Source organism: Qipengyuania sp. NPDC077563, from assembly GCF_044901345.1.
GTDB lineage: Bacteria > Pseudomonadota > Alphaproteobacteria > Sphingomonadales > Sphingomonadaceae > Qipengyuania > Qipengyuania aestuarii.
In genome coordinates this window covers 713,671-735,790 of the sequence record NZ_JBJDPC010000001.1, presented here as the reverse complement: position 1 = coordinate 735,790, position 22,120 = coordinate 713,671, and the positions used below count along the sequence as shown (strand labels likewise).

Sequence of the window (22,120 nt, the reverse complement as noted above, 5' to 3'; positions counted from 1 at the left end):
CGCCTCCCCCGAGATGTTTCGGGTATGGTGCCAAGTGTGTGTGAATGACGACGAAATGCCGGACGAAGCCCCCCGCGAATTTCATCCAGTGCATAGCGTGGCATGCGGTCACGCGGGTTCAAACCTGATCCTTCTCAATCTATTCGAAGAAACAAAAAGGCTCGCCGTGCGCTGAATCCGACGCAATGGAGAACCATCATGGCAGCGCGCGCATATTGGCAGGGACAGATCAGGCTCGCCCTCGTATCGATCCCGGTGGAAATCTACACCGCGACCAAGTCGGGGGCAAAGATCAGCTTCAACCAAATCCACGAGCCGAGCGGAAAGCGTATCTCATACGAAAAGGTCGTTCCCGGCATTGGCCCGGTCGATCGCGACGAGATCATTCGCGGTTACGAGGTTTCTAAAGGCAACTACGTTCTGCTCGAGGATGCGGAAATCGAGGCAGTCAAAATCGAGAGCAAACGAACGCTCGAACTCGTCCAGTTCGTCGACACCTGCGAAATCGACCCGCTGTATTACGACAAGCCCTATTACGTCGCACCTCAGGACGAACTGGCCGAAGAGGCATTCATCGTGTTGCGGGAGGCACTGCGAAAAGCGAAAAAGGTCGCGCTCGGTCAACTGTCGATGCGCGGCAGCGAAAAGCTGGTTGCAATCAAGCCTTGTGGCAAAGGGTTGCTGCTGGAAACGCTGCGCTACGCCGACGAAGTTCGTAAGGGTCAGTCGTTCTTCGCCGAAATTGAGGACGCCAAGCCCAAAAAGGAGCTTCTCGACCTTGCGACCACGCTCATCGAGCAAAAGAGTGCACCCTTTGATGCGAGAGAGTTCGATGACCGCTATGTCGAGGCGTTGCGTAAGCTGATCGACAAGAAGGCCAAGTCGAAAAGCAAAAAGGCCATCCTCGAGGACGTCGACGAACCTGGAGATGCCAGCGGCTCCAACGTTATCGACCTTATGGCGGCGCTGAAGAAATCTGTCGGTGAGAAGAAGGCCCCCGCGAAATCGGCCTCGAAGCGCAAGAAGAGCGCTTAAGTCGATGGAGCTCAACGACCCTGTCCTCGTGCATTGGCTCGATTGGGACCTGCTGTCACGCTTAGGTGTTGCTGCAGTGCTCGGCCTTCTTCTCGGCCTGGACCGCGAACTGCGAGGCCACGCTGCTGGCATGCGAACTCACGGACTGATCTGTTTCTCCGCAGCTGCGATGACTATTTCGATCCTTGCGCTTTATACAGATCTCGGCGGAGAGCGCATGGACCCATTGCGCGTCTATGAGGCAGCAGGCGCATTCATCGGCATCATTGGTGCCGGGTTGATAGTTTTCAGCAGGGGCCAGGTACACAACCTCACGACTGCCGCACACCTGTGGCTTGCCGCGGTAGTCGGGATAGCCTGCGGTGCAGCTCAATGGCCACTTGTCGCCATCGCGGCCGCCATCAGCCTTGTCATGCTCACACTTCTGCGACTGATCGAACCCAAGGATCGAGACCGCCGGCTCGATGATGAATCGGGCGACGAAAAGGAGGAAAGGTGAGCAAGCGCTCAAATCCCCTGTCCGAATACAACGCAAAGCGCGATTTCGCGAAGACGCCAGAACCTTCCGGCAAGGCGCAGAGTAGTGAATCTGGCAACCTCTTCATCGTCCAAAAGCACGATGCAACCCGGCTTCACTGGGACCTGCGGCTCGAAGTCGACGGCGTGCTGAAAAGCTGGGCAGTGACCAAGGGGCCTTCACCAGACCCCGATATAAAACGGCTGGCTGTTCGGACCGAGGATCATCCTATGTCCTACGCCGAGTTCGAAGGAACCATACCCCGAGGTGAATATGGGGGAGGTACTATCATGCTGTGGGATCGCGGCACCTGGTCGCCGATCAAGGGCAAGTCGGCCAAGGATCTCGAGGAGGGGCATTTGCACTTCACGCTCGAAGGCGAGCGCATGAAGGGTGAATGGCTCCTCATCAAGCTTAAGCAAAAGACAGGTGAGAAGCGGGAAAATTGGCTCCTCCGCAAGCTGCAGGATAAGCACGCCGAAAAAGGCGATCCTTTGGTCGAACGTGCATTGACCAGCGTGCTCACTGGGCGCTCGATGGCTGAGATCGCTGCGGACAAGGCCGGCAAGTACTCCCTCGCCGGCAAGAAGGATGATGCCTTTTTCGCGCAGATGGAGAAGGCGTCCTCGCGCAATGCGAAGAAAGTGAAGCCGCCGAAGCGAAGCGCCGCGCCACTGCCGAAGTTCCGTAAGCCACAGCTTGCCACGCTGGTTGACGTTGTTCCGGCCGGTAACGGGTGGATGCACGAGATAAAGTTTGACGGCTATCGCGCGATGATTGCCGCGAAAGGCAATATGGTGCGGATCTATACCCGCAACGGGAAAGACTGGACTGAGAAATTCGGAACGCTCGTCGAGGCGATCGCCGCGCTCAACTTGCCCGCATGCCTGATCGACGGTGAGATCGTAGCTACAGATGCGGAAGGCAATCCGGACTTCTCTACCCTGCAGGGCGTGCTGAAGCGCGGTCATGGCGCGGAGGGTAAGGACGATGCGCTGCAATTCCATGCGTTCGATCTCATCGAGTTGGCGGGCGAGGATCTCAAACCACTGCCCAACATCGAGCGTAAGGAACGGCTTGAAGCCATGCTGTCGACCGCAGAACCGCCGATTTTCCTCACTGATCATGTCATAGGCGCGGGCGAGAAGCTGTTCGACGCCATGTGCGCTGCGAGGCAGGAAGGGATCATCTCGAAGAAGATGAATGCCCCCTATCGCCATGCGCGAAGCAAGGCGTGGGTAAAGGTAAAGTGCACGCTGCGACAGGAATTCGTGATCGTCGGCTGGAAGAAATCATCGGCCAAGGGGCGCCCCTTTGCCTCGCTTCTGATGGCCCAGCACGAAGGCGGAGAATTGGTCTACAAGGGAAATGTCGGCACGGGATTTGCCGGCGACGACTTCGACGAGCTCGTGCCGAAGCTCGACCGACTTGAGCGAAAAACCCCTTCTTTGGAGATGAGCAAATCCAGCGCACGCGGTGTTACCTGGGTCTCGCCGAAGCTGGTCGCCGAAGTCGCCTTTGCAGAACTCACCGCCGACGGGAATATTCGGCACGGTAGCTATCTCGGCCTGCGTGGCGACAAGCCTGCCAAGGCGGTCAAGCCGGAGAAAGTCGCCCGCGCACCCAGAACAGGGAAGGGAGTGGAAATCTCCAGCCGGGATCGGGTGGTTTTTCCCGACAGCGGCCAGACCAAAGGCGATCTTGCCGATTATTATGCAGCGGTTGCAGATATCATGCTGCCCTTCGCTGGACATCGCCCGATCAGCCTCGTCCGGTGTCCCCAAGGCCGCGCCCGCAAATGCTTTTTCCAGAAGCATGACAGCGGCACGTTCGGCGAGGCCGTCCATCAGGTTTCTATCCGCGAGAAAGACGGCGGGACCGAGGATTACCTTTATATCCAGGACTCGCGCGGAATCCTTCAATGCGTACAGATGGGCACGATCGAGTTCCACGCCTGGGCCTCACGCAGCGATGCGGTCGAAAAGCCAGACCGAATGATCTTCGACCTCGACCCGGACGAGGGGTTGGACTTCGAGGACGTGAAACAAGCAGCGCGCGATATCCGCGACCGGTTGGCGGATCTTGGACTAACAAGTTTCGCCATGCTTTCGGGAGGCAAGGGTGCGCACGTGATCGTGCCCGTTACGCCGGGTCACACATGGAATACACATAAAGACTTTGCCCGCCGCTTTGCTGAAGCGCTTTCACTGGCCGAGCCGGAACGCTTCACGGCGACAATGAGCAAGGCCAAGCGCAAGGGCAGAATCTTCATCGACTGGCTGCGCAACCAGCGTGGCAGTACCGCCGTCGTTCCATATTCGGCACGGGCGCGTAGCGGAGCACCGGTCGCCGTACCGATCACCTGGACCGAGCTAAAAGCGATGGAGAATGCCAAGCCTTTCGGCATAGCTGATGCCAACAAACTGATTGGCCGCAGTGCATCAAAATCGCTCGCTGGATGGGGGTTCGCGGTACAGAATTTGCCGGACATTTAGCAGCAGTCTCAAAGCTACCGCTTTCAAGGGGTCGAGCCAGCGGTCAGATATGCATCGACCCACCGGACCAATGTCCGCATTGATGCAGTTCTCGCTTAAAAGCAGACTGACCGCAAACGGCCCCTAAATTGTCATCGCTAATCTTCCTACCCAAACGTCGCAAAGCGTCGACACCGGTCGCCTCAATTCCTGAACGAGGACTTGATCTTGTGAGATCGCAAGTGACGGCGGACGGCACGACGTTCTGCCTTTTCCATCCACTGGCTAATGGAGAGCCCGCCTTCGGCCAAATCGGCAAGAACAGCGCCCCGTTCTCCAATCGGCATTTCCTCACCGGTCGTCGTGTCGACGGTTGTCTGGCGCTCGATCTCCGCGTTCAGCAACGCACCACCCAGCACGCCATATGCGGACAGAAAAAGCCACATCAGGAAAACGACGATAGCGGACAACGACCCATACGTGGCGTTGTAGTCGCTGACATAAGCTACATAGAACGAAAATCCGAACGAGATTGCGATCCAGAGTAGTGTTGCGACGAGCGCGCCGGGAGCGAGCCATAGCCATCGGGCCGGCTCTCGGTCCGGTCCGTAGCGCATGATGAGAGCAAAACCAGCGCTCCCGAACAGGATCGATGCAATCCAGGTCAGGCACTTGATTGCAAACGCAGCTGCATCGCCGAGCAGATCACCGGCTTGCATTTGCAACCAGGCGAACATTCCGCTGCTGATCAATCCTGTCAATGCCACGAAAATCGCTGCCAAGGTGAGCGCCGCCGCACGAAAATTCAGCGAAATAATGCCTCTTGTCTCGTGTTCTTCGTTGATGATGTTGAGTGCGCCAATCAGCCCGTTGGCGGCACGCATCCCCCCGAATACTGCGAAACCCAAGGCAATGCCGAGTGCCAGCCCGGTCACTCCGGCATTCGCCGTGACGACGCTGAGCAACTGATTTTCGATGACCGCGGCCGCTTCGCGCGGGACCAGCTCGATGATGGACCGCATCTGTCTCTGGACGGTTTCGACGTCCCCAACCAATCCATAGACCATTACGGTCGCGGCGATGAGCGGCGTGAGCGCAAGGAAGGTGAAAAAAGCCACACCAGCGCCCAAAAGAGACAGATTGTGAAATCCCCACATAGTCCACACACGCCTAAGAATCTGTTTCCAAGCAGCTTTGGGCATCTGCCAAGGGCTTTTTGCAGTTGCGCCGGGAGCGCGTTTGGGTGATGAACTTGCATCATGGGTGGGATTATCGGCCTCATCTGAGGCTTGCCGACCGCTTGGCGATGATCCGGTTAGTCCTTCGTTATGCACCTTGGGTCGCTTTCTATGGTCGTCGATAATTTGCCTCTTGTTCAAACACCTCCGCGAAAAAATCGTGCCCCGGTTCGGCCTTATGCTGTCTCCATGCTTGCGTCCGCGCTCGCTATCGTTGCTAATCCGGCGCTGGCACAGGATGTCGAGCCGACGGGTGATGATCCTTCAGAGCTTCCTGTCCCAGTTCCTCCTGCCGACGCGGACCTGCCCGAACTTGACCCCGTTATCACCGATGAGGAATTCGAGGACACGATACCGGAACTGGACCCCTCTTCCGATCCTGAACTCGACGCACCGCTCGAATCGATCGAGGAATTCGAACGCCGGATCGCCGCAGAGCAGGCCGATGGCAATCCGGCTGCGGGCCAGGCGCCGCCACTCAACGACCCTGCGTTGGCCGACGGCGACATGGTGGAAGAAATCGGCGATGCGCCGGTCCGTGATGCCGAACTGGTGGCTCCGCTTCCGCCGCTTGAACAGTTCGAAGTGGAGCCTGTCGAGTTCGCTCAGGACGAGAGCGACGAGGAGGTCGTCGAGATCGCCTACTCGGTTCAGGTGAACGGACTCGATGCGGCCGATGAACAAACCGACACGAGCCTGCGCGGGCAGTTCGATGATTTGTCTGCGCTCGAGGACGGCGACGGCGAGGCAGCAAATGTCGCGCAGGTTTCGGCGAGGCTGACCGAGGACAGCGCCTTGATGCAACGCATCCTCGCTGCGGAGGGTTGGTACGAGGCACGCGCCACGACGCGTGTTGATCGATCGAATGAGCCGGGCGGACAGCCATTGACTGCAGTGATCGATGTCTTGCCGGGACCACGCTATGTTTTCTCCGACATTGTGATTGATGCGCCGCCTACCGAGCCAGCTAACCTGATCCGTGATAATCTGGCACTGCAAGTAGGCGAACCGATTATCGCCACGCGCGTGCAGGGGGCCGAAGCCCAGGTGGCGGTCACTCTCCCGCAAAACGGCTACCCCTTCGCAGAGATCGGCCAGCGCGACATTCTGCTCGATCAGGAAACCGGCGACGGGGTTTATACCTTGCCGGTCACCACCGGACCGCGCTCGCGGTTTGGCGAAATCCGCACGACCGGGAATCTGGCCTTCGACGCCGAGCATGTCGAGGTGCTGGCGCGCTTTGAGCGCGGCGAGCTCTACGACAGCCGAATGGTCGACGATCTGCGGCAGGCGCTGGTCGCAACGGGTCTGTTCAATACCGTCTCCGTCCTCCCCGAACAGAGCGGAGAAGCGGCGGGCGACGGCACCGAATACGCGTCCATCCTCGTCGAGCAGGATGCCGGGCCGCCGCGCACCCTGGCCGGAAGCGCTGGCTTTGGGACTGGGCAAGGCTTCAGGATCGAAGGCAGCTGGACTCACCGCAATCTTTTTCCGCCCGAAGGCGCCTTGATCGCCCGCGCGGTGGCGGGGACGCAGGAACAGGGGGCGGGCTTGACATTCCGCCGCTCCAATGCGGGCAGGCGTGATCGCACCTTTCAGGCGTCCGCTGAGGCGCTTCACAGCAACTACGATGCCTACGAGGCGTTTACCGGACGCCTATCCGCGCTGGTGAGCTACGATTCGACCAATATCTGGCAGAAGCCCTTCACCTATGCTTACGGCGCGCAGCTGATCGGCACCAACGAACAGGATTACGACCTAGCTCTCGGAGAACTTGATCGCCGCACCTTCTTCATCGGCGGGCTGATCGGCCAGGTTGGCATCGATCGTACAGACAGCCTGCTCAATGCGCGCGAGGGATTCCGCATTACCGCGCTGGTCGAACCGGAAGGCTCGCTGGAAGACGGCTTCACGCCCTATGTGCGCGCGCGGGTGGACGGATCGGCCTATTTCTCGCCGACCGACGCGATCACGCTGGCAGGCCGGGTGCGCGTCGGCACAATTCAGGGCATTGAACGGTTCGACCTGGCGCCATCGCGCCGCTTCTATTCAGGTGGTGGCGGATCGGTGCGCGGCTTCGGCTACCAGCAATTGGGTCCGCGCGTCGTTTATCCCGATCCGGATTTCGAGCCCGATCCGGACGAACCGGATGAGGAAGCGCCACTCATCTACCGGCCTCTCGGCGGGCGCAGCCTCAACGAAGCGGCTGCCGAAGTCCGTTACCGCTTCGGCAATTTCGGCGTCGTCGGGTTCGTCGATGTCGGGCAGGTCTACGAAAGCACGGTCCCCGATTTCAGCGATTTGCGTTTCGGTGCCGGCGTTGGCGGGCGCTACTATACCAATTTCGGTCCACTACGGCTCGATGTCGCGATGCCGCTCGACCGGCGCGAGGGCGAGAGCAAGTTCGCAGTCTACGTCTCGATCGGACAAGCATTCTGATGGCCGAAGACACGCTGATCGAACCACCCTGCCGCAACCGCGCGCCGACCGTAGCCAAATGGGGCGCGATCGTGATCGGCGGCTTGGTGCTCCTGGTGGCGGCGCTTCTGATCGGCCTCAACACGGGTCCGGGCAAACGGTTCGTCGCGGACCAGATCGGCGCGCTGGAGTTCGAGAACGGGATGGGAATCGATGTCGGGCGGATCGAGGGTTCGCTCTACGGCGAAATGATCCTGCACGACGTGTCGCTATCCGATCCCAAAGGCACCTTCCTGACCTCGCCCGAGATGCGGATGGACTGGCGCCCGTTCGCCTTCATCAATAGCCATATCGATATTCGTTCACTGACATCGCGGCTGGTAACGCTGCAACGCCTGCCCGAATTCAACGAGACGCCGCCATCCGAAGATCCGCTGCTGCCCGATTACGACATCGATATCGGCACGCTCCGGATCGACAGCTTCGTCGCCGAAGCGCCGGTCAGCGGCGAGCGCCGGGTGGCGTCGCTGGCGGGCGAGGCGCATATCGCCGATGGTCGCGCGCAGGCCAGATTCGATGCCGTGACCATAGCGGGCCAAGGCCGTGCGGGAGGCGACCGCATCGCGCTGCTGCTCGACGCCCTGCCCGAGGAAAACAAGCTCGATCTCGACCTCGACTTGAATGCACCCGGTGACGGCGTGCTCGCGGCAATGGCAGGCCTGACCGAGCCGGTCCGCATCCGCCTCAATGGCAATGGCAGCTGGGACGCGTGGAACGGGCGGCTCGACGCCAACCTCGCCGGTAGCGAGTTCGCCCGACTGAAGCTCTCCGCGCGCGAGGGAACTTTCGCCGTACGCGGTCCGACCCGCATTGCGCGGATGTTCGAAGGGCCTACCGCCGCCCTGCTCGGCCCGGTGATGAATATCGACATGACCGCCACGCTCGACGAGCGCCGCGCAACGCTCGCGGGCAATCTCGGCAGCGACGCCTTCCGCCTCAACACCAATGGGCTGGTCGATCTTTCGGACAACAGCTTCGAAGATCTCAAGCTCGCGTTCGTGCTGCTGAAGCCCTCGGCAATGGCGGAAAACCTGCGCGGCAGCGGACTGCGCGCCATGCTGACACTTAACGGCGAATTCGCCACTCCGCGAGTGCAGTATGCGATCAACGCAAATCGCCTCGTCATGAACGACATGGGGCTGGAAAACCTTCGCGCGAGCGGCGAAGCGACGGTCGACGCCGACCGGATCATGATACCGGTCGAAGCCAGCGTCTCCCGGATCGAGGGTCTCGACACCGTCGCGGGCGGAACATTGCGCGATGTCCGCCTCGCGGGCGACCTCGCAATCGACGGCTCGCGCATCCTGTCGGACAACATGCGGATCCGTTCGGACCGGATCGATGCCGGGCTGATCCTGCTCGCCGATACCTCCACCGGTCTCTACACCGGCGCGATCGATGGCAGGATCGACAATTACAGGGTGGAAAGCGTCGGCATCTTCAACATCGAGACCAACGTCGATCTCGAATCGCAGGACGGCGGTTTCGCGCTGGCGGGCCGGGTCCGCGCTCGCTCGACCAGCCTGTTCAATGAGGGCGTGCGCAATTTCCTCGGCGGCAATGCCGTTGCCGCAAGCGATGTGCGCTATGGACCGGAGGGAGTCATTCGCTTCTCGAACCTTTCGCTGCGTGCTCCCGCCATGCGCATAACCGGCGGCAATGGCTTTTACGCGCCCGACGGACGGCTCGCGCTCAATGCCGACGGCATCACAGATGCCTATGGCCGGGTCGGGGTGCGGGTGGCGGGGACGCTCACCGATCCCCAAGCCGTGGTCACCGCCGAGCGGCCAGATTTCGGCATCGGCCTCGCCAATTTGCGCGCGGAGATCACCGGTGCACGGAACGGCTACCGGCTCGATGCCACCGCCGATACCGATTATGGCCCGCTGACCGCAGATGTCGTGCTTGGGACGGGCAATCAGCTGACGCTCGATATCAATAGCGCGAACCTGGCCGGAATAGATTTCTCCGGCTCGCTGTCGCAGACTCCGGCGGGGCCATTCGCTGGCCGGCTCAATGCCAATGGGCGGGGCGTGGCGGGGATAGTGCGTCTCGACGCGGTCGGGCAGTATCAGCAAGCGCTGGTCAATCTGCGCGCACGCGACACGGTGCTGCCCGGCCCCGCCAACCTCGCGATTAGTTCGGCAATCGTGGATGCGAGGATAATACTCTACGACCGGCCTTACGTCGTGGCCGATGCGCAACTTGCACAGACGGTCTTCGGCAGTCTCAACCTCAACGCCGCGCGCGCCAAGATTGACTATCGCGACGGCAGCGGCACTGCGAAAGTGCTGGCGGAAGGTGTCAGCGGAGTGCCGTTCCGCGTCGCCGCGAATGCCGAACTCCGGCCCGACCTGTGGCGCGCCGCGCTCAAGGGGCGGGTGCGCGGGATCGACTTTGCGACCACCAGTCCGGCGCGTATCATCCCGCGCTCGGGCGAATACGAATTGCTGCCCACGCGGATCGATTTCGGCCGTGGCAATATACGGCTGGCGGGCACTTACGGCGCGGGGATCGAACTCCAGAGCCGCCTCGATTCGCTTGATCTGACGATGATCGACGCCTTCGTGCCTGGGCTCGGCGTCAACGGGCGCGCCACCGGCAATCTCGATTTCAGCCAAGCCAATTCTTCCGCTTTCCCGCGCGCGGACGCACGCTTGCGGATCGCGAATTTCAGTCGCACCACGGCAGTGTCGGTCAGCCAGCCGGTCGATATCAACTTCGTTGGCAAGCTGCTTCCCAACGGCGGCGAGGCACGCGCAGTTATGCGCCGGCGCGGCAGCGTGATCGGGCGAATGACTGCCTCTCTCACTCCGCTGCCGCCCGGCTCGGGCAGCTGGACCACGCGCCTGCTGGCGGCGCCGCTCGACGGCGGGATCCGCTACAACGGGCCGGCGGATACGCTGTTCTCCTTTGCCGGCCAGCCCGACCAACGGCTGTCGGGTCCGATCGGTGTGGCGGCGGATTTCTCGGGACGGGTGCAGAGTCCGCAACTGGCCGGCATCGTGCGTGCCAGCAATCTCACCTACGAAAATCAGACCTATGGCACGCGGCTGTCGAACATGGCCATTGCCGGGCGCTTCAGCGGCGATCGGTTCGAGATCGAACGGCTGACCGCGACCGCAGGCGACGGCACCGTCAGTGCGCAGGGCTATGTCAGCCTGGCGGAAGCGAGCGGCTATCCGATGAATGTCGAGGTCGCACTGGACGATGCGCGGCTAGCGCGGAGCGACGCGCTGTCCGCCACGGCGACCGGTAATCTGCGGCTGGCCAAGGCGGCCGGACAGACTGCGCTGCTGTCGGGCGAAATCACCTTGCCCGAAACGCGCTACGAAATCATCCGCCAGGGTTCGGCGCAGGTGCCCGAACTCACCGGCGTGCGCTTCAAGCCCCCGCGCGGACCGAAGCGGATAACGGGCGACGAGCCAGCCGAACCGCAACCCGGCCTGTTCGACCAGCTGCGGCTCGATATCGCGCTCAATGCTCCGGAAAGGCTCTATGTTTCGGGTATGGGGCTCGAATCCGAATGGCGGGCCGATATGCGCCTTGGCGGCACCAGTAACGCACCGCGCATCTCGGGCGACGTCGAACTGGTTCGCGGGACGCTTGGTTTCGCCGGTCGCTCGTTCGAACTGAGCGACGGGCGCGTGGACTTCACCGGCGGCACCTCGATCGATCCGGTCATCCGCCTGACGGCCACCGAGGATATCGAGGACGTCACGGTCAACGTGAACATCACCGGCCGGGCCTACGATCCGCAGATTGCGTTTTCGAGCGTACCCGGCATGCCGCAGGACGAAATCCTGTCGCGCATCCTGTTCGGCAGCTCGATCGGCAACCTCTCGACGATCCAGGCAGTGCAGCTCGCCGCGTCGCTCAACTCGCTGCGCGGCAGCGGCGGCGGTCTCAATCCGCTCGGCAAACTGCGTTCCGCAACCGGAGTTGACCGCCTGCGCATTCTCGGTCCCGACGATACAAGCGGCCGCGGAACCGCCCTCGCTGCGGGACAGTATTTGACCGATGACATCTATGTCGAATTCATCACCGATGCGCGCGGATTCACCGCCACGCAGCTCGAAGTGAGCCTGACGCCATTCCTTTCGATACTCAGCCAAGCCGGCGGCTCAGGAGCCACCAACGTGAATATCCGCTACCGGAAGAACTATTGATGCGTAATTTACTAGGCCTGCTCGGATTCTTCGCTCTCTGCGCGTGCGAAAGCGAGCCGACATTCGACGAGCGCTACGAAGCTGCGCAAGAGCAGATCACGGACAAAGCAGAAGAACTGGATCGCGATTTGGAACCCGCTTCGGCGGCTGACACTGAAGTAGAAAAGGACAGAAGTCCAAGAACTAATCTATAAGAAGCTAACGCGCGAAGTCCGATGGCCGGTTTACCGTTCTAAGCGCCAATAGCAGCCCGACCGCTTACGGCCCCAATACAGACACTGCTTCAAGGGTTGCGGATACTAAGTTCCTAACCGTTATGGAGGATAATTGCTGGGTTCAATATCGGGCCATTGGGAAGGGGGCGCGGATTTTTTGCAAATCAGAAAGAACGTCTTGGATTGAGGTATTTTCAGTGGGATCATCCTGAAAAAACCAAAAATGCCGCCACGTCGCGAGACCTGGCCATTCGTTGACAGACAGGAAAGCTCGGCAGGCGTCTTCTTCGAACAAATGAGAGTCTTTAAAACGCATACATGCCGGTGGAGGGTCTCCCTTAAAGACCCAATTCTCTATCTCAATTTCTAATTGATCTTGCTCGGTTTGATCAGCGGGGAGGCGACCATCTCTTTCGATCTTTCTCGCAAGCGAGCGAGCGGCTAGCATCCGCCTGTTGTTATTGTTTTCCTGTTTCATCAACGTCGGCATCATCGCTCTCAGCCGATTTCCATGGTGAGTAAAATAATCTTCCGCTGGAGCATGCGCCGCTTCATCCGCGAGATAAGAATAGCGTTGTTCGGGAGCACGCTTTGGTAGCGCACTGCGGATAATTGCTGCATCGGCCTCAGCGAGATGTAGCGACGTCTTTGGCGGGCTTACTTCAAGACCGAGTTCAGCAAATAGTTCCGATCGATATTTCCTGAGGCTTCCGTCGCCAAAAAATCCCATCACATCCACACCGATGGGGACCGTGCGTTTCCACAGAGCGGCTCGTGATAAGGTCACGGAAGAGTCTAACTCGTTCAGATTGATCCAACGGTCCGTCGCTTCGCACACAGCATCATACAATGCCCGGCGAAACTCGCGATTTGCGCCGTGCGCGTGGAGCTTGCGTTGTAATGTTTTGTCCTTGGTTTCACCAAGCGCGCACATTAAGGTCCAGCCGGGCCCGATCGCGGCAACCGGCCCGATGAGTTGCCTAAACTTCAGTAGAAGAGTGGCAGCCGTGAGCATGCGCAGACGAACTCGATCGCGATCCAACGAAGCCGAACTCTCGTTCGGTTTTAGCTGACGCTCCTTGGTGTGAATAGCGCGCAATTTGTTCACGATTGCGCGACTTGCACTCGGTATATCTTTCGCATGCCTCGACGCGCGCCTGAGCTCCATGGCGCCTTCGTCAGTGAGGGCCGAAATCCATGCGAGCGGGCAGGGGTAAGTCTCGATCAGTGCGTGCGCGAGCTTGATCAAGAATTGCGCGTTCTGATCACCGTTTGGGTCTGCCAAAATCGCCGCAATGTTTGCAGCCTCGGCTCTTGCGACCTGCGGGTCTTTTGGCCATGCATCTTCGAAGGCCTGTAGGGTCTCCTTGTTGAGTAGTTCTTCGAAGACAGCGGTCACAGCACCCGTCACATCATTTCCTTTCTATTCGTACAAAAGTTCAGGCGATCGGCCGTTTTCTCCGCCGCCTGCTGAAATGCAGGCGTCGCCTGATTACGTTATAGGAAAGTTCGCCAACAAAGCGGCGCGGTTCGCGGATTTTTTTGACGCGGCCGAATTTCGCGTGCCTTCATCCCTGAGCCCAGTCGATTTTCGCGTGCCACACGAGCACTCATCGCGTGCAACGTGAGCGGCATTCGCGTGCAAAGCTGAAGAGGATCGGCGTGCCGATAGTATTGGCGCAATACCGCAAAAGTGGGGAACCACTTTTGCTTTTGCGAACCCTTAGGGTTCGTGTCGGCAACGCCGCCAGGGCCACCGCACCGCTTCGACGGTTGCTCCGGCAGGCAAGGAAAGGACGCCCACTCACTCGAGCGTGTGGCTGCTATTTGTAGAAGTCTGGGGCAATCTCTGCGTGGCGCTGACGAACGATGTCAGCGATCGCCTCATAGTCTTCGCTTTCGAGACTGGAGAGTGTAGCTCCGTCAATCCGAAAGTTATGAAAGAGGGTATCGACAAAATCCAAAGTCGGCTTAGGGAGCTTGTGATCAGACCCTGTGCGGTCTCGCTCTCGCCGCACCGCCTCCTCAGATTCGGTGTATTCTCGCAGCTCGATGCGTGCCAGTTCCACAGTCGCGATCCGCTCCAGCAATTCGAGAACGAGGGGCCGGATCAGCGCCATCTCACGCAAAATTGTCGTCCTTCTCGAGTAAATCTGGGAGGAGTTCGGCGTGGTCACAAACTTGGCACTCAGGCTCCGTTTGCGAGCATCCTCATCTCGCCTTCTCCGGGCCTGCAGCACCTTCGCCTCCTGCAGCGTGCCTTCAGCCACGGCTGCATATCTGATCAGGATTTGCTCCAACAAGTCACCCATTTCGAGTTCAGGAGAAACAGGGGCGGCCTTTGCCCAGTGGTCATCTGATGCATTAAATTCTCTCATCGTTGAGCTCCGTTTATCATTCGACCGCGCCTCACGCGCGCGGATCCACTTGTTGTGCATAAGGGCAATGGTCATGAACCGCTGCGAACCATGGTAACCATGTAGGTCTATGTGCATTATAGGATGAAAAGCGGAGAAAGATGGAAAGCGTGGTCGAGGATGGCTGTCGAGCTGTCAGCCACGGCTTCCGGTAGCGGTCATTCGAAAAACTGTCGGGTCAAGAGAAGATTAGAATTCTCGCGCCATCAGCCATTGGTTTAAGTGGCGAAACCGGGACCGCATCGAACGTCCTTCGAACCGCAGCCGGAGCAGCGCAATCGGGCCTCGACAGAGGCCGCTTGTCTCGACCATCCTTTCTTGTCGCAGAGTACGACGAGGCTGCTGGGGTCGAGAATGGCCGCACGCTTGCAGGTGCGGCAATCGACGCGGAGGCTGTATCCGTGCCGGCGAAAATCACCGATGTCATCTAGCCGTTTGCTACTCACGGCTTTCGCCTCACTGCCCAGACTAGTGCGGAACAGGCGGTAAGCAGAGCAGCGAAGGCGGCTACCATAGGTGCATCAAGAACTATCATAGTTATCTCCGAATCGAGATCGCGCTTGTTCCATATTTGTTCCGAGTAGGAAAATTAGGAAAGTGCGGTTAAGCCAGTCACATGCTCTTGATTGCTGCCGCTCTCGCCGTGTGTTCTCCCGGTCCCCGCGACCACTGCGTCCTTGACGGCGACACAGTCTGGCTTGATGGCGAGAAAATCCGCATCGCCGACATCGATACGCCGGAATTGAATGGAAAGTGTGACACTGAGCGAAAGTTGGCGCTTCGTGCACGTAACCGGCTTGTCGAGCTTCTGAATGCTGGTCCGTTCGAAATAAGCCGCTCTGGCACCGATCGCTACGGTCGAACGCTGGCGGTGCTAAATCGCTCGGGCCACTCGATAGGCGGACAGCTTGTGGCTGAAGGATTGGCAAGCACTTGGTCCGGCCGCCGAGAGCCATGGTGCTAGGGAGAAGTGGTTATGCGGGAGTGGTGTGACAAAGAGGCAAAGCCAAGCCTCGCTATCTATCTCGAAGCCAGCCTGCTTGCCGCGTTGCAGCTTGCGGCATTTATCGCATTCGCTCTGACGATTTTGTCGCCTCAAGCTGTAGAGGCTCACCCTGGCGGGTTAGCTGCCGATGGTTGTCACAACGATCGCAAAAACGGCGGCAGGCATTGTCATCGCGGGCCAAAGGCTGGGATGTCATCGCAACCCGCCCGGTCCGGCGATACCTACTATCCGAACTGCGCAGCAGCACGAGCAGCTGGAGCAGCTCCGGTTCGTCGCGGTGAGCCAGGCTACAGTCGACATCTCGATCGGGACAACGACGGTATCGGGTGCGAGTAACACCATTTTTCTCGGCCTGCCTAAGCGGAAAGCCGTAACACAAGCCAACGATGACGGTGCGATAGTGAGCGTGACGCGAGAACAAGAGTTATGGGCTATGGCGCTCTGGGTAGACCGCGAACATGGCGAGGACGGTGAACACTTCATCACCGAGCGCGTACTGCATTTCGAAGAGATCGGAGACAAAGGCGGCAAGCAGCTATGGATGGACGTGGCGCGCAAGTTTGTGGAATTGCGAAGCAGTGTCGCCGCAGCTCCAAACTGACTTCTTTGGGGCCGATTCCAAACTGTCTGCTGATAGGGTCGAAATTCGGAAAAGCAGCCGCTCGGCTACCGTCCCCAGAGCGGACTGTCCGTTCTTATCGACTTTATTGACTATGTCGACATTCGGGGCGGGGGGGACCTAAGTCCTTGTGACGCGTTACCTTTGCATGAGCATACTTCACACGCGACTAGGCTGCAGAAAACCCATCTGCTCGTCCACGGCTTGGGGGGAGCCGTCGGTCTTGGGATACGATCTCGCCTGCCCTCGCCCAGGCGAGGGAGGTGATTATCCTGGAACTGCCTGGCCATGGGCAAGCCCCCGCACAGGCCGACAGCGGTAGGTTCGAAGGGCTGGCGCGGAGCCTGGACGATTGGCTCATCAAAGAGAACTTTACAGGGATCGACATGGTCGGCATCTCCTTGGGCGCCGGGCTTGTGCTCGAGATGGCGCGGCGCGGTCGCGCCGGCTCAGTCGTCGCCCTGGACCCGGGCGGCTTCTGGCAAGGGTGGGAGCGGACGTTCTTCCGGACCACCATAACGGCATCGATTGCACTGGTACGGGCTTTGCGACCGGCGCTTCCCGCCCTCACGCCAAATGTCACCGGCCGGACTGGATCTATGCCGCAGCTTTCCGCAAGACCTCGGGCGCTCGATCCCGGTTTAGTCTTGAATGAACTGCAGTCGTTTGCCGATACGCCTACGTTCGACTCGTTGGTGAAGGACCTTGCCCCTGGCCAGATGCAGGAAGGCCCTGCGACCCGGTCGACCCGGGTGGTCGTCGGCCAGGTCACAAGGATCGCCTGTGTCTGCCGCAGCAGGCCAGCCGCGCGAAAGCTGCCTACCCGGAAGCGACAATGCACTGGTTCGAGCGCAGCGGACACTTCCCTATGTGGGATCGACCAGATTAAGCGATCCGCGTCATTCTCGATGCCACGGATCGCTAGGACTCTGGATGATGCTCCGGTAAGCTGGTTAGTATTCGAAAAAGCGCACAGCAGAGCTCGCCTCCGCGCTCACGCCATCTTTTTTGGGTCGGAAGAGGATCTTCGGTCCTGGCAGCAGTATCGTAGAGCATAGACATTCGCCGGATAATCTAGATTTCCGCCCTTCAGTCATCGCTTCCGATGCCGCGAGGTGTGTCAAGCACGCTACCATTGAAGAAGCCTGGCACCGGCATAAGCACTTGCAAGCGATGACAAACTACTGGTGTCATTGCAGGTTGAGAGGACAGTCAATTGTGATGGTGCTGTCAGTCCCATTTCGGCAACTCGATCGATGGCATCAAGCAAAGCGTAAAAAACGCCTCGGTCGATCCCAACCCAATGGCCGTCTAACATCTGCCAGACTAGGAACTCCTGGGGTTTGAAAGGGTAGAAGGAATAACCGAATTCATCGAAAAGGGCCCAAATATGCGCGCATTAGTCTGGAACGGAACGAACGACATCCGCTGCGAAACGGTCGACGATCCTCGCATCGAGGATTCCCGGGACTGCATTCTCAAGGTCAGTTCGACCGCGATCTGCGGCTCCGACCTGCATCTGATGGATGGTGTCGTTCCCAAGATGAAACAGGGCGATATCTTGGGCCACGAATTCATGGGCGAAGTCGTCGAGGTCGGTGCGGATGTCAAAAGGTTGAAGGTCGGCGACCGGGTGGTGGTGCCCTTCACCATATCCTGCGGCGAATGCTGGTTCTGCCAGCGCGAAATGTATTCTCTGTGCGATACGACCAATCGCACCGCGGAAAACGCGCGCGCGGCCATGGGCCACGCTCCTGCCGGACTTTTCGGCTATTCCCATCTGACCGGTGGCTATTCCGGCGGTCAGGCAGAATATGTCAGGGTTCCCCACGCCGATGTCGGTCCGATCAAGTTGGAAAACGACCTGCCGGACGACAAGGTGCTGTTCCTGTCCGACATCTTTCCGACTGGCTGGATGGCGGCGGAAAACGCCATCGGCGATGAAAAGGGCAAAACCGTTGCGGTGTGGGGAGCAGGACCGGTCGGCCAGTTCGCAGTGCGCAGCGCGTGGATGATGGGAGCGGAACGTGTCATCGTGATCGACCGAGTGCCTGAAAGGCTGGCACTCGCCGCGAGCTACGGCAAAGCCGAAACCATCGATTACAGCCAGACCGACGTCAAGGAGGCGCTAGACGAGATGACGGGTGGCCGGGGACCGGATGCAGGCATCGACGCGGTCGGCGCTGAGGCCCACGGGCACGGCGTGCTGGGCGATATCAAGGACAAGGTCGAGCTGCACACCACCGGCATGTCCGACCAGCCGTTTGCGCTGCAGGAAATGGTCATGTCGGTGCGCAAGGGCGGGACGCTGTCCGTCCCCGGCGTCTATGCCGATAAGGTGACGTTCCCGATCGGGCCTTTCATGAACAAGGGGCTCACCATGAAATCGGGACAGACACACATGCAACGCTATCTCGCGCCGCTGCTTAAGCGGGTGGAAGCCGGTGAGATCGACCTGTCGGAAATCATCACCCATCGCGGCGACCTCAAGGACGGCCCGGATTTCTACAAGACCTTCCGCGACAAGCACGATGGCTGCATCAAATGCGTGATGAAACCGGAGGAGCTATGATTCAGGTACCGGTTATCTGAAACTGAATGAGCTAACCCTCGCGCCAAGGATCGGACGTCTGATCGATCGTGAGTTCGTCTCAATAAGGTCGGCGGGCCGCCGCGGCGTCGGTGCGGTTGTGATCGAGCCAGCGATCGGCGGGTATGAGGATGACCGGCTTCTGGTTGTAGAAGCGCAAGGCCTCTTTCGAAGCGTCGGTGATGGTCATCGAATAGCTACGCCCCATTCGTCGCTGTCGCGCTAGATACCGGTGCATAGGGGCTTGTCGCCATCGGGGTGGTCGAACCAGATACGGCCTTTAGCGTCCTTTGGTCCTTCGGCATCGTAAAAGGATGAAAAGGGTAACAGGCAGCGGCGGCGAATGGGCAGTACGTCACGGCAGAGGATGTCGGTACGACCCCCCAAGACATGGCGCTGGTGCGAACACATACGGCCCATGTCGCCGGGTTACCGCTGGAAGCTGATAGCGTCGGCGGCGATCCATCGCCATGGACCGCACGGGGGGTCTTTCCTTCGATGTAGCTTGCCGCCCACAGAAGGCTGCATCGGCCACTGTCCGACTGCCCGATCCCCATTCGAGGCGTCGGTCACCTTGGCGCCGCACTCGCGCAGATGCTGCATCAGGCAGTGGCGCAATTGCTGGTGTCCGATGTCAACGCCGCCGCGGCAGCGCGCTTTGCCATCGCAACCGGCGGCACCGTCGTTGGTGCCGCCGACATTCTCTCGGCCAAGGCGGACATATTCGCTCCCTGTGCGCTGGGCGGCGTGATCGACGAAGTGGCGGCGGGCAAATTGCGGGCGAAGGTGGTCCGCGGGGCTGCCAACAATCAGCTGGCCACTACGGAGGACGGCGACCGTCTTGCCGAGCGCGATATTCTTTACGCGCCTGACTACGTCGTGAACGCAGGAGGAATCATCAACGTCGCCGCGAAATATCTGGGCTGGCCCCAAGCAGATTCGAACGCACGGGTGGAAGCGACCGCAGATCGTCTGGCAGACGTGTTCACCCACGGAAAAACGCACGGAGTCGCGCCACAAACCGCTGTAGATCAATTGGCTCGGCAGCGGATCGCCAAAGCCTCGCTGGACGCGCCTGACGAACTCGCTGTCGCTGCGTGACCGTGGACCGATTTCTTATTCGCGGGGTCGGCTCGCTCGACATGCCTTTGCGTGTGCTCGACCTCATGTCGCTACAGGGTGTAACTGTCTATCGTACCGTCATCGACAAAGAGGGGGACGATTATTGCGTCTTGGTCGAGGCTTGTGCGCAGCGCCCACAGCTGATGATCGAGAAAACCCGCGGCATGATCCTCGTCAGTTCGGTTGAACACGCCCTTTAGGAAGGCAAAATCATTAGGCGCGACTTCGCGAGCCGAGAGGGCAGAGCCAGGATTCCGACATGTTCCCGTCTTCGAGGATCAAGACGAACTCCGACGTTTCGTATCTTCCGTCCTGACTTCATCATGCCTGTCCCCCGTGTGCCGAGGGATCATGTATTCGTCTGGTCGGCCGGCACATCACTCGGCAAGTTGGCCGCGCCCGTTTTTTCGGAGCATGCCAAACCTTCAGTGCCAAGACCGTAACAGGTCATGGACACTGAACCCATCGAATAGCCGCGCACCAGCGGATCAAGGGTTTCGTTGCGGGCAACCGCCATTCCGGCAAGATAAAGCAGCGGAACGAAATGGTCGGGAGTGGGAACCGCCGCGGCATAATCGGGATGCTCCACGAGGCGCAGCAGATCGCCCGGGTTTTTTGCCAGTTGGTTAACCGCTGCTTCGTCGAAACGCTCTGCCCAGTCGAACGCAAAATCGGGCTGGTTCCAGCGCACGGCTCGGAGGTTGTGAACGACATTTCCGCTAGCGACCACCAGGACGCCGCGGTCCTGCAAGGCTGCCAGTCTTGCGCCAAGGTCAAGATGATAGCTCAGCGGCTTGAGCGCGTTGATCGAGAGCTGCACCACCGGGATGTCGGCCTCAGGGTAGAGGTGGGCGAGCACCGACCACGTTCCGTGATCGAGACCCCACTGATCCTGGTCGAGACCCACCCACTCGGGCTTCACCAGCTCAACGATCTCTTTCGCGAGGTCCGGATCGCCCTTGGCCGGATATTCAAAGTCGAACAGCTCCTGTGGGAAACCGTAGAAATCGTGGATTGTGCGAGGGCGTGCCATGGCCGTCACCGCCGTGGCACCGAAATACCAATGTGCAGAAACCACGAGGATCGCCTTGGGGCGGGGCAACTCAGGCCCCAATGCCCGCCAGGCCGAGGTGTAGCCATTGCTCTCGAGCGTGTTCATCGGGCTTCCGTGGCCGATAAAGAGTGCGGGCATCCGATCCATAAAAAGACTCCTAGTGGTTCACCTTGCTGCGCGAAGGCTTGCGAAGGATACTTCACGCGCCAGTGGCAGGCTCAACGAGTTTAAATTCGGCTTCCACCGCCGATCCGGTTTGGGTTCTGTTCCTTCGAGCGATAATATCGTCATCTGATGCTAAAGCATCTCGAGTGGACGGCGGTCGCGTGGCCTGGGAAATGCCGCGTCGAGTGTCGCAAGCTGAGCGTCGGAAAGAACGATATCGGCGGCCGCGCGGTTCTCGCGCACATGGGCGACTGAACTCGCTTTCGGGATTGCGATGAGACCATCTTGCCGCAACGTCCACGAAAGTGCGACCTGCACGGGGGTTGCGCCAACCTCGGCTGCAATTTTGTCGAGAGCGGGGTGGGTAGAAAGTCGTCCCTGCTCGACTGGACTATACGCCATAACCGGTATGTTATGCTCGGCGAGCCACGGCAGCAGGTCCAATTCGGGGCCTCGCCGGACCAGATTGTAGAGGATCTGATCGGTCACGCAGCCATTCCCGCCCGCAGCGACAAGTTCTTCCATATCGTCGGTATCGAGATTGCTGACACCCCAGTGTCGGATCTTTCCTGCCGATTTGAGCGCCTCCAATGCCTCCACTGTCTCAGCGAGCGGCACCGATCCCCGCCAATGGAGAAGGTAGAGGTCCAGCCGGTCGGTGCCGAGCCGCTTCAGGCTCGCCTCGCACGCACCGGCAAGGCGGGAGCGCGATGCGTTCTGCGGATATGCCTTGCTGACGAGGAACAACTGGTCGCGAACGCTGCCCAGCGCCTCGGATATCAGCGTTTCCGCCGCACCATCGCCGTACATTTCGGCCGTATCGATGAGCGTCATTCCCAGTTCGACACCGGCGCGCAGCGCGGCGATCTCATCGGATCGGCGCTCGAGACGTTCGCCCATCTTCCAGGTGCCTTGACCCATTGAAGGAACCACTTCCCCGCCGGGCAATGTCACGTGTTTCATGTGCTTTCGTCCTATGAGATGAGTTCGATTGTTCAGTCGCGGAAGGCGGATTGGCAGA

Annotated in this window: 19 protein-coding genes; 13 read left to right on the top strand and 6 right to left on the bottom strand. The window is 59.7% G+C overall.

The genetic code is table 11. The features are described from left to right. Positions 1–198 precede the first annotated feature (198 nt). Genes ACI2I1_RS03620 through ligD form a run of 3 tightly spaced genes read left to right on the top strand, consistent with a single transcriptional unit; the run spans position 199 to position 4,047 of the window. Complete coding sequence (locus ACI2I1_RS03620; protein ID WP_404677939.1) at positions 199–1,035, top strand: Ku protein; 837 nt, start codon at positions 199–201, stop codon at positions 1,033–1,035. Between the two features lie 4 nt (positions 1,036–1,039). Beyond that, positions 1,040–1,534, top strand: a complete 495-nt coding sequence (locus ACI2I1_RS03615; protein ID WP_404677938.1) for an MgtC/SapB family protein — start codon at positions 1,040–1,042, stop codon at positions 1,532–1,534. Beyond that, complete coding sequence (ligD, locus tag ACI2I1_RS03610) at positions 1,531–4,047, top strand: DNA ligase D (RefSeq protein ID WP_404677937.1); 2,517 nt, start codon at positions 1,531–1,533, stop codon at positions 4,045–4,047. The genes ACI2I1_RS03615 and ligD overlap by 4 nt, the downstream gene beginning before the upstream one ends. A 182-nt stretch (positions 4,048–4,229) precedes the next feature. On the opposite strand, the gene ACI2I1_RS03605 is transcribed toward ligD, so the two are convergent. Continuing rightward, positions 4,230–5,360 (bottom strand): YihY/virulence factor BrkB family protein, encoded by a 1,131-nt coding sequence (locus tag ACI2I1_RS03605; protein WP_404678332.1) that lies wholly within the window; start codon positions 5,358–5,360, stop codon positions 4,230–4,232. Positions 5,361–5,453: 93 nt separating this feature from the next. Between ACI2I1_RS03605 and ACI2I1_RS03600 the strand changes: the two genes are divergently transcribed. Together ACI2I1_RS03600 and ACI2I1_RS03595 are read left to right on the top strand one after the other, a co-directional pair. Continuing rightward, complete coding sequence (locus ACI2I1_RS03600; protein WP_404677936.1) at positions 5,454–7,703, top strand: autotransporter assembly complex family protein; 2,250 nt, start codon at positions 5,454–5,456, stop codon at positions 7,701–7,703. Beyond that, on the top strand, positions 7,703–11,911 hold the full coding sequence (locus ACI2I1_RS03595; RefSeq protein ID WP_404677935.1) for a translocation/assembly module TamB domain-containing protein: 4,209 nt from the start codon (positions 7,703–7,705) through the stop codon (positions 11,909–11,911). The genes ACI2I1_RS03600 and ACI2I1_RS03595 overlap by 1 nt, the downstream gene beginning before the upstream one ends. Before the next feature lie 336 nt (positions 11,912–12,247). Here ACI2I1_RS03595 and ACI2I1_RS03590 read toward each other — a convergent pair whose 3' ends face one another. Both ACI2I1_RS03590 and ACI2I1_RS03585 read right to left on the bottom strand, forming a co-directional pair. Then, complete coding sequence (locus ACI2I1_RS03590; RefSeq protein WP_404677934.1) at positions 12,248–13,525, bottom strand: hypothetical protein; 1,278 nt, start codon at positions 13,523–13,525, stop codon at positions 12,248–12,250. A 424-nt stretch (positions 13,526–13,949) separates the two neighbouring features. Then, positions 13,950–14,579 carry a hypothetical protein gene (locus ACI2I1_RS03585; protein WP_404677933.1) on the bottom strand — a complete coding sequence of 210 codons (630 nt, stop codon included), beginning with the start codon at positions 14,577–14,579 and terminating at the stop codon, positions 13,950–13,952. 263 nt (positions 14,580–14,842) lie between these two features. On the opposite strand from ACI2I1_RS03585, the gene ACI2I1_RS03580 reads away from it, so the two are divergent. The 6 genes from ACI2I1_RS03580 to ACI2I1_RS03555 all read left to right on the top strand — a co-directional run bounded on the left by ACI2I1_RS03580 (position 14,843) and on the right by ACI2I1_RS03555 (position 18,740). Next, the gene (locus tag ACI2I1_RS03580; RefSeq protein ID WP_404677932.1) at positions 14,843–14,974 is read left to right on the top strand and encodes a hypothetical protein; all 132 of its coding nucleotides are present in this window, start codon (positions 14,843–14,845) and stop codon (positions 14,972–14,974) included. Positions 14,975–15,159: 185 nt separating this feature from the next. Next, positions 15,160–15,507 (top strand): thermonuclease family protein, encoded by a 348-nt coding sequence (locus ACI2I1_RS03575; protein ID WP_404677931.1) that lies wholly within the window; start codon positions 15,160–15,162, stop codon positions 15,505–15,507. Between the two features lie 12 nt (positions 15,508–15,519). Then, positions 15,520–15,885, top strand: coding sequence for an excalibur calcium-binding domain-containing protein (locus ACI2I1_RS03570; protein ID WP_404678331.1), 366 nt, complete (start codon positions 15,520–15,522; stop codon positions 15,883–15,885). Then, the gene (locus ACI2I1_RS03565; protein ID WP_404677930.1) at positions 15,827–16,150 is read left to right on the top strand and encodes a DUF6961 family protein; all 324 of its coding nucleotides are present in this window, start codon (positions 15,827–15,829) and stop codon (positions 16,148–16,150) included. Before ACI2I1_RS03570 ends, ACI2I1_RS03565 begins: the two co-directional genes overlap by 59 nt. Positions 16,151–16,431: 281 nt before the next feature. Beyond that, positions 16,432–17,226: an alpha/beta fold hydrolase gene (locus ACI2I1_RS03560; RefSeq protein ID WP_404677929.1), complete on the top strand. Its 795-nt coding sequence runs from the start codon at positions 16,432–16,434 to the stop codon at positions 17,224–17,226. A 332-nt stretch (positions 17,227–17,558) separates the two neighbouring features. Then, positions 17,559–18,740 (top strand): zinc-dependent alcohol dehydrogenase, encoded by a 1,182-nt coding sequence (locus tag ACI2I1_RS03555; RefSeq protein ID WP_404677928.1) that lies wholly within the window; start codon positions 17,559–17,561, stop codon positions 18,738–18,740. Positions 18,741–18,819: 79 nt separating this feature from the next. Here the strand turns inward: ACI2I1_RS03555 and ACI2I1_RS03550 are convergent, their stop codons facing one another. Further along, positions 18,820–18,948, bottom strand: coding sequence for a hypothetical protein (locus tag ACI2I1_RS03550; protein ID WP_255362954.1), 129 nt, complete (start codon positions 18,946–18,948; stop codon positions 18,820–18,822). Between the two features lie 404 nt (positions 18,949–19,352). Between ACI2I1_RS03550 and ACI2I1_RS03545 the strand changes: the two genes are divergently transcribed. Continuing rightward, positions 19,353–19,859, top strand: coding sequence for a hypothetical protein (locus ACI2I1_RS03545; protein ID WP_404677927.1), 507 nt, complete (start codon positions 19,353–19,355; stop codon positions 19,857–19,859). 2 nt (positions 19,860–19,861) lie between these two features. Further along, positions 19,862–20,080 (top strand): hypothetical protein, encoded by a 219-nt coding sequence (locus tag ACI2I1_RS03540; protein WP_156501971.1) that lies wholly within the window; start codon positions 19,862–19,864, stop codon positions 20,078–20,080. A gap of 149 nt (positions 20,081–20,229) precedes the next feature. Here the strand turns inward: ACI2I1_RS03540 and ygiD are convergent, their stop codons facing one another. Both ygiD and ACI2I1_RS03530 read right to left on the bottom strand, forming a co-directional pair. After that, a complete protein-coding gene (ygiD, locus tag ACI2I1_RS03535; protein WP_404677926.1) occupies positions 20,230–21,081 on the bottom strand; it encodes a 4,5-DOPA dioxygenase extradiol in 852 nt (283 codons plus the stop codon). Positions 21,082–21,231: 150 nt separating this feature from the next. Next, the gene (locus tag ACI2I1_RS03530; protein ID WP_179407692.1) at positions 21,232–22,062 is read right to left on the bottom strand and encodes an aldo/keto reductase; all 831 of its coding nucleotides are present in this window, start codon (positions 22,060–22,062) and stop codon (positions 21,232–21,234) included. Positions 22,063–22,120: the final 58 nt, after the last annotated feature.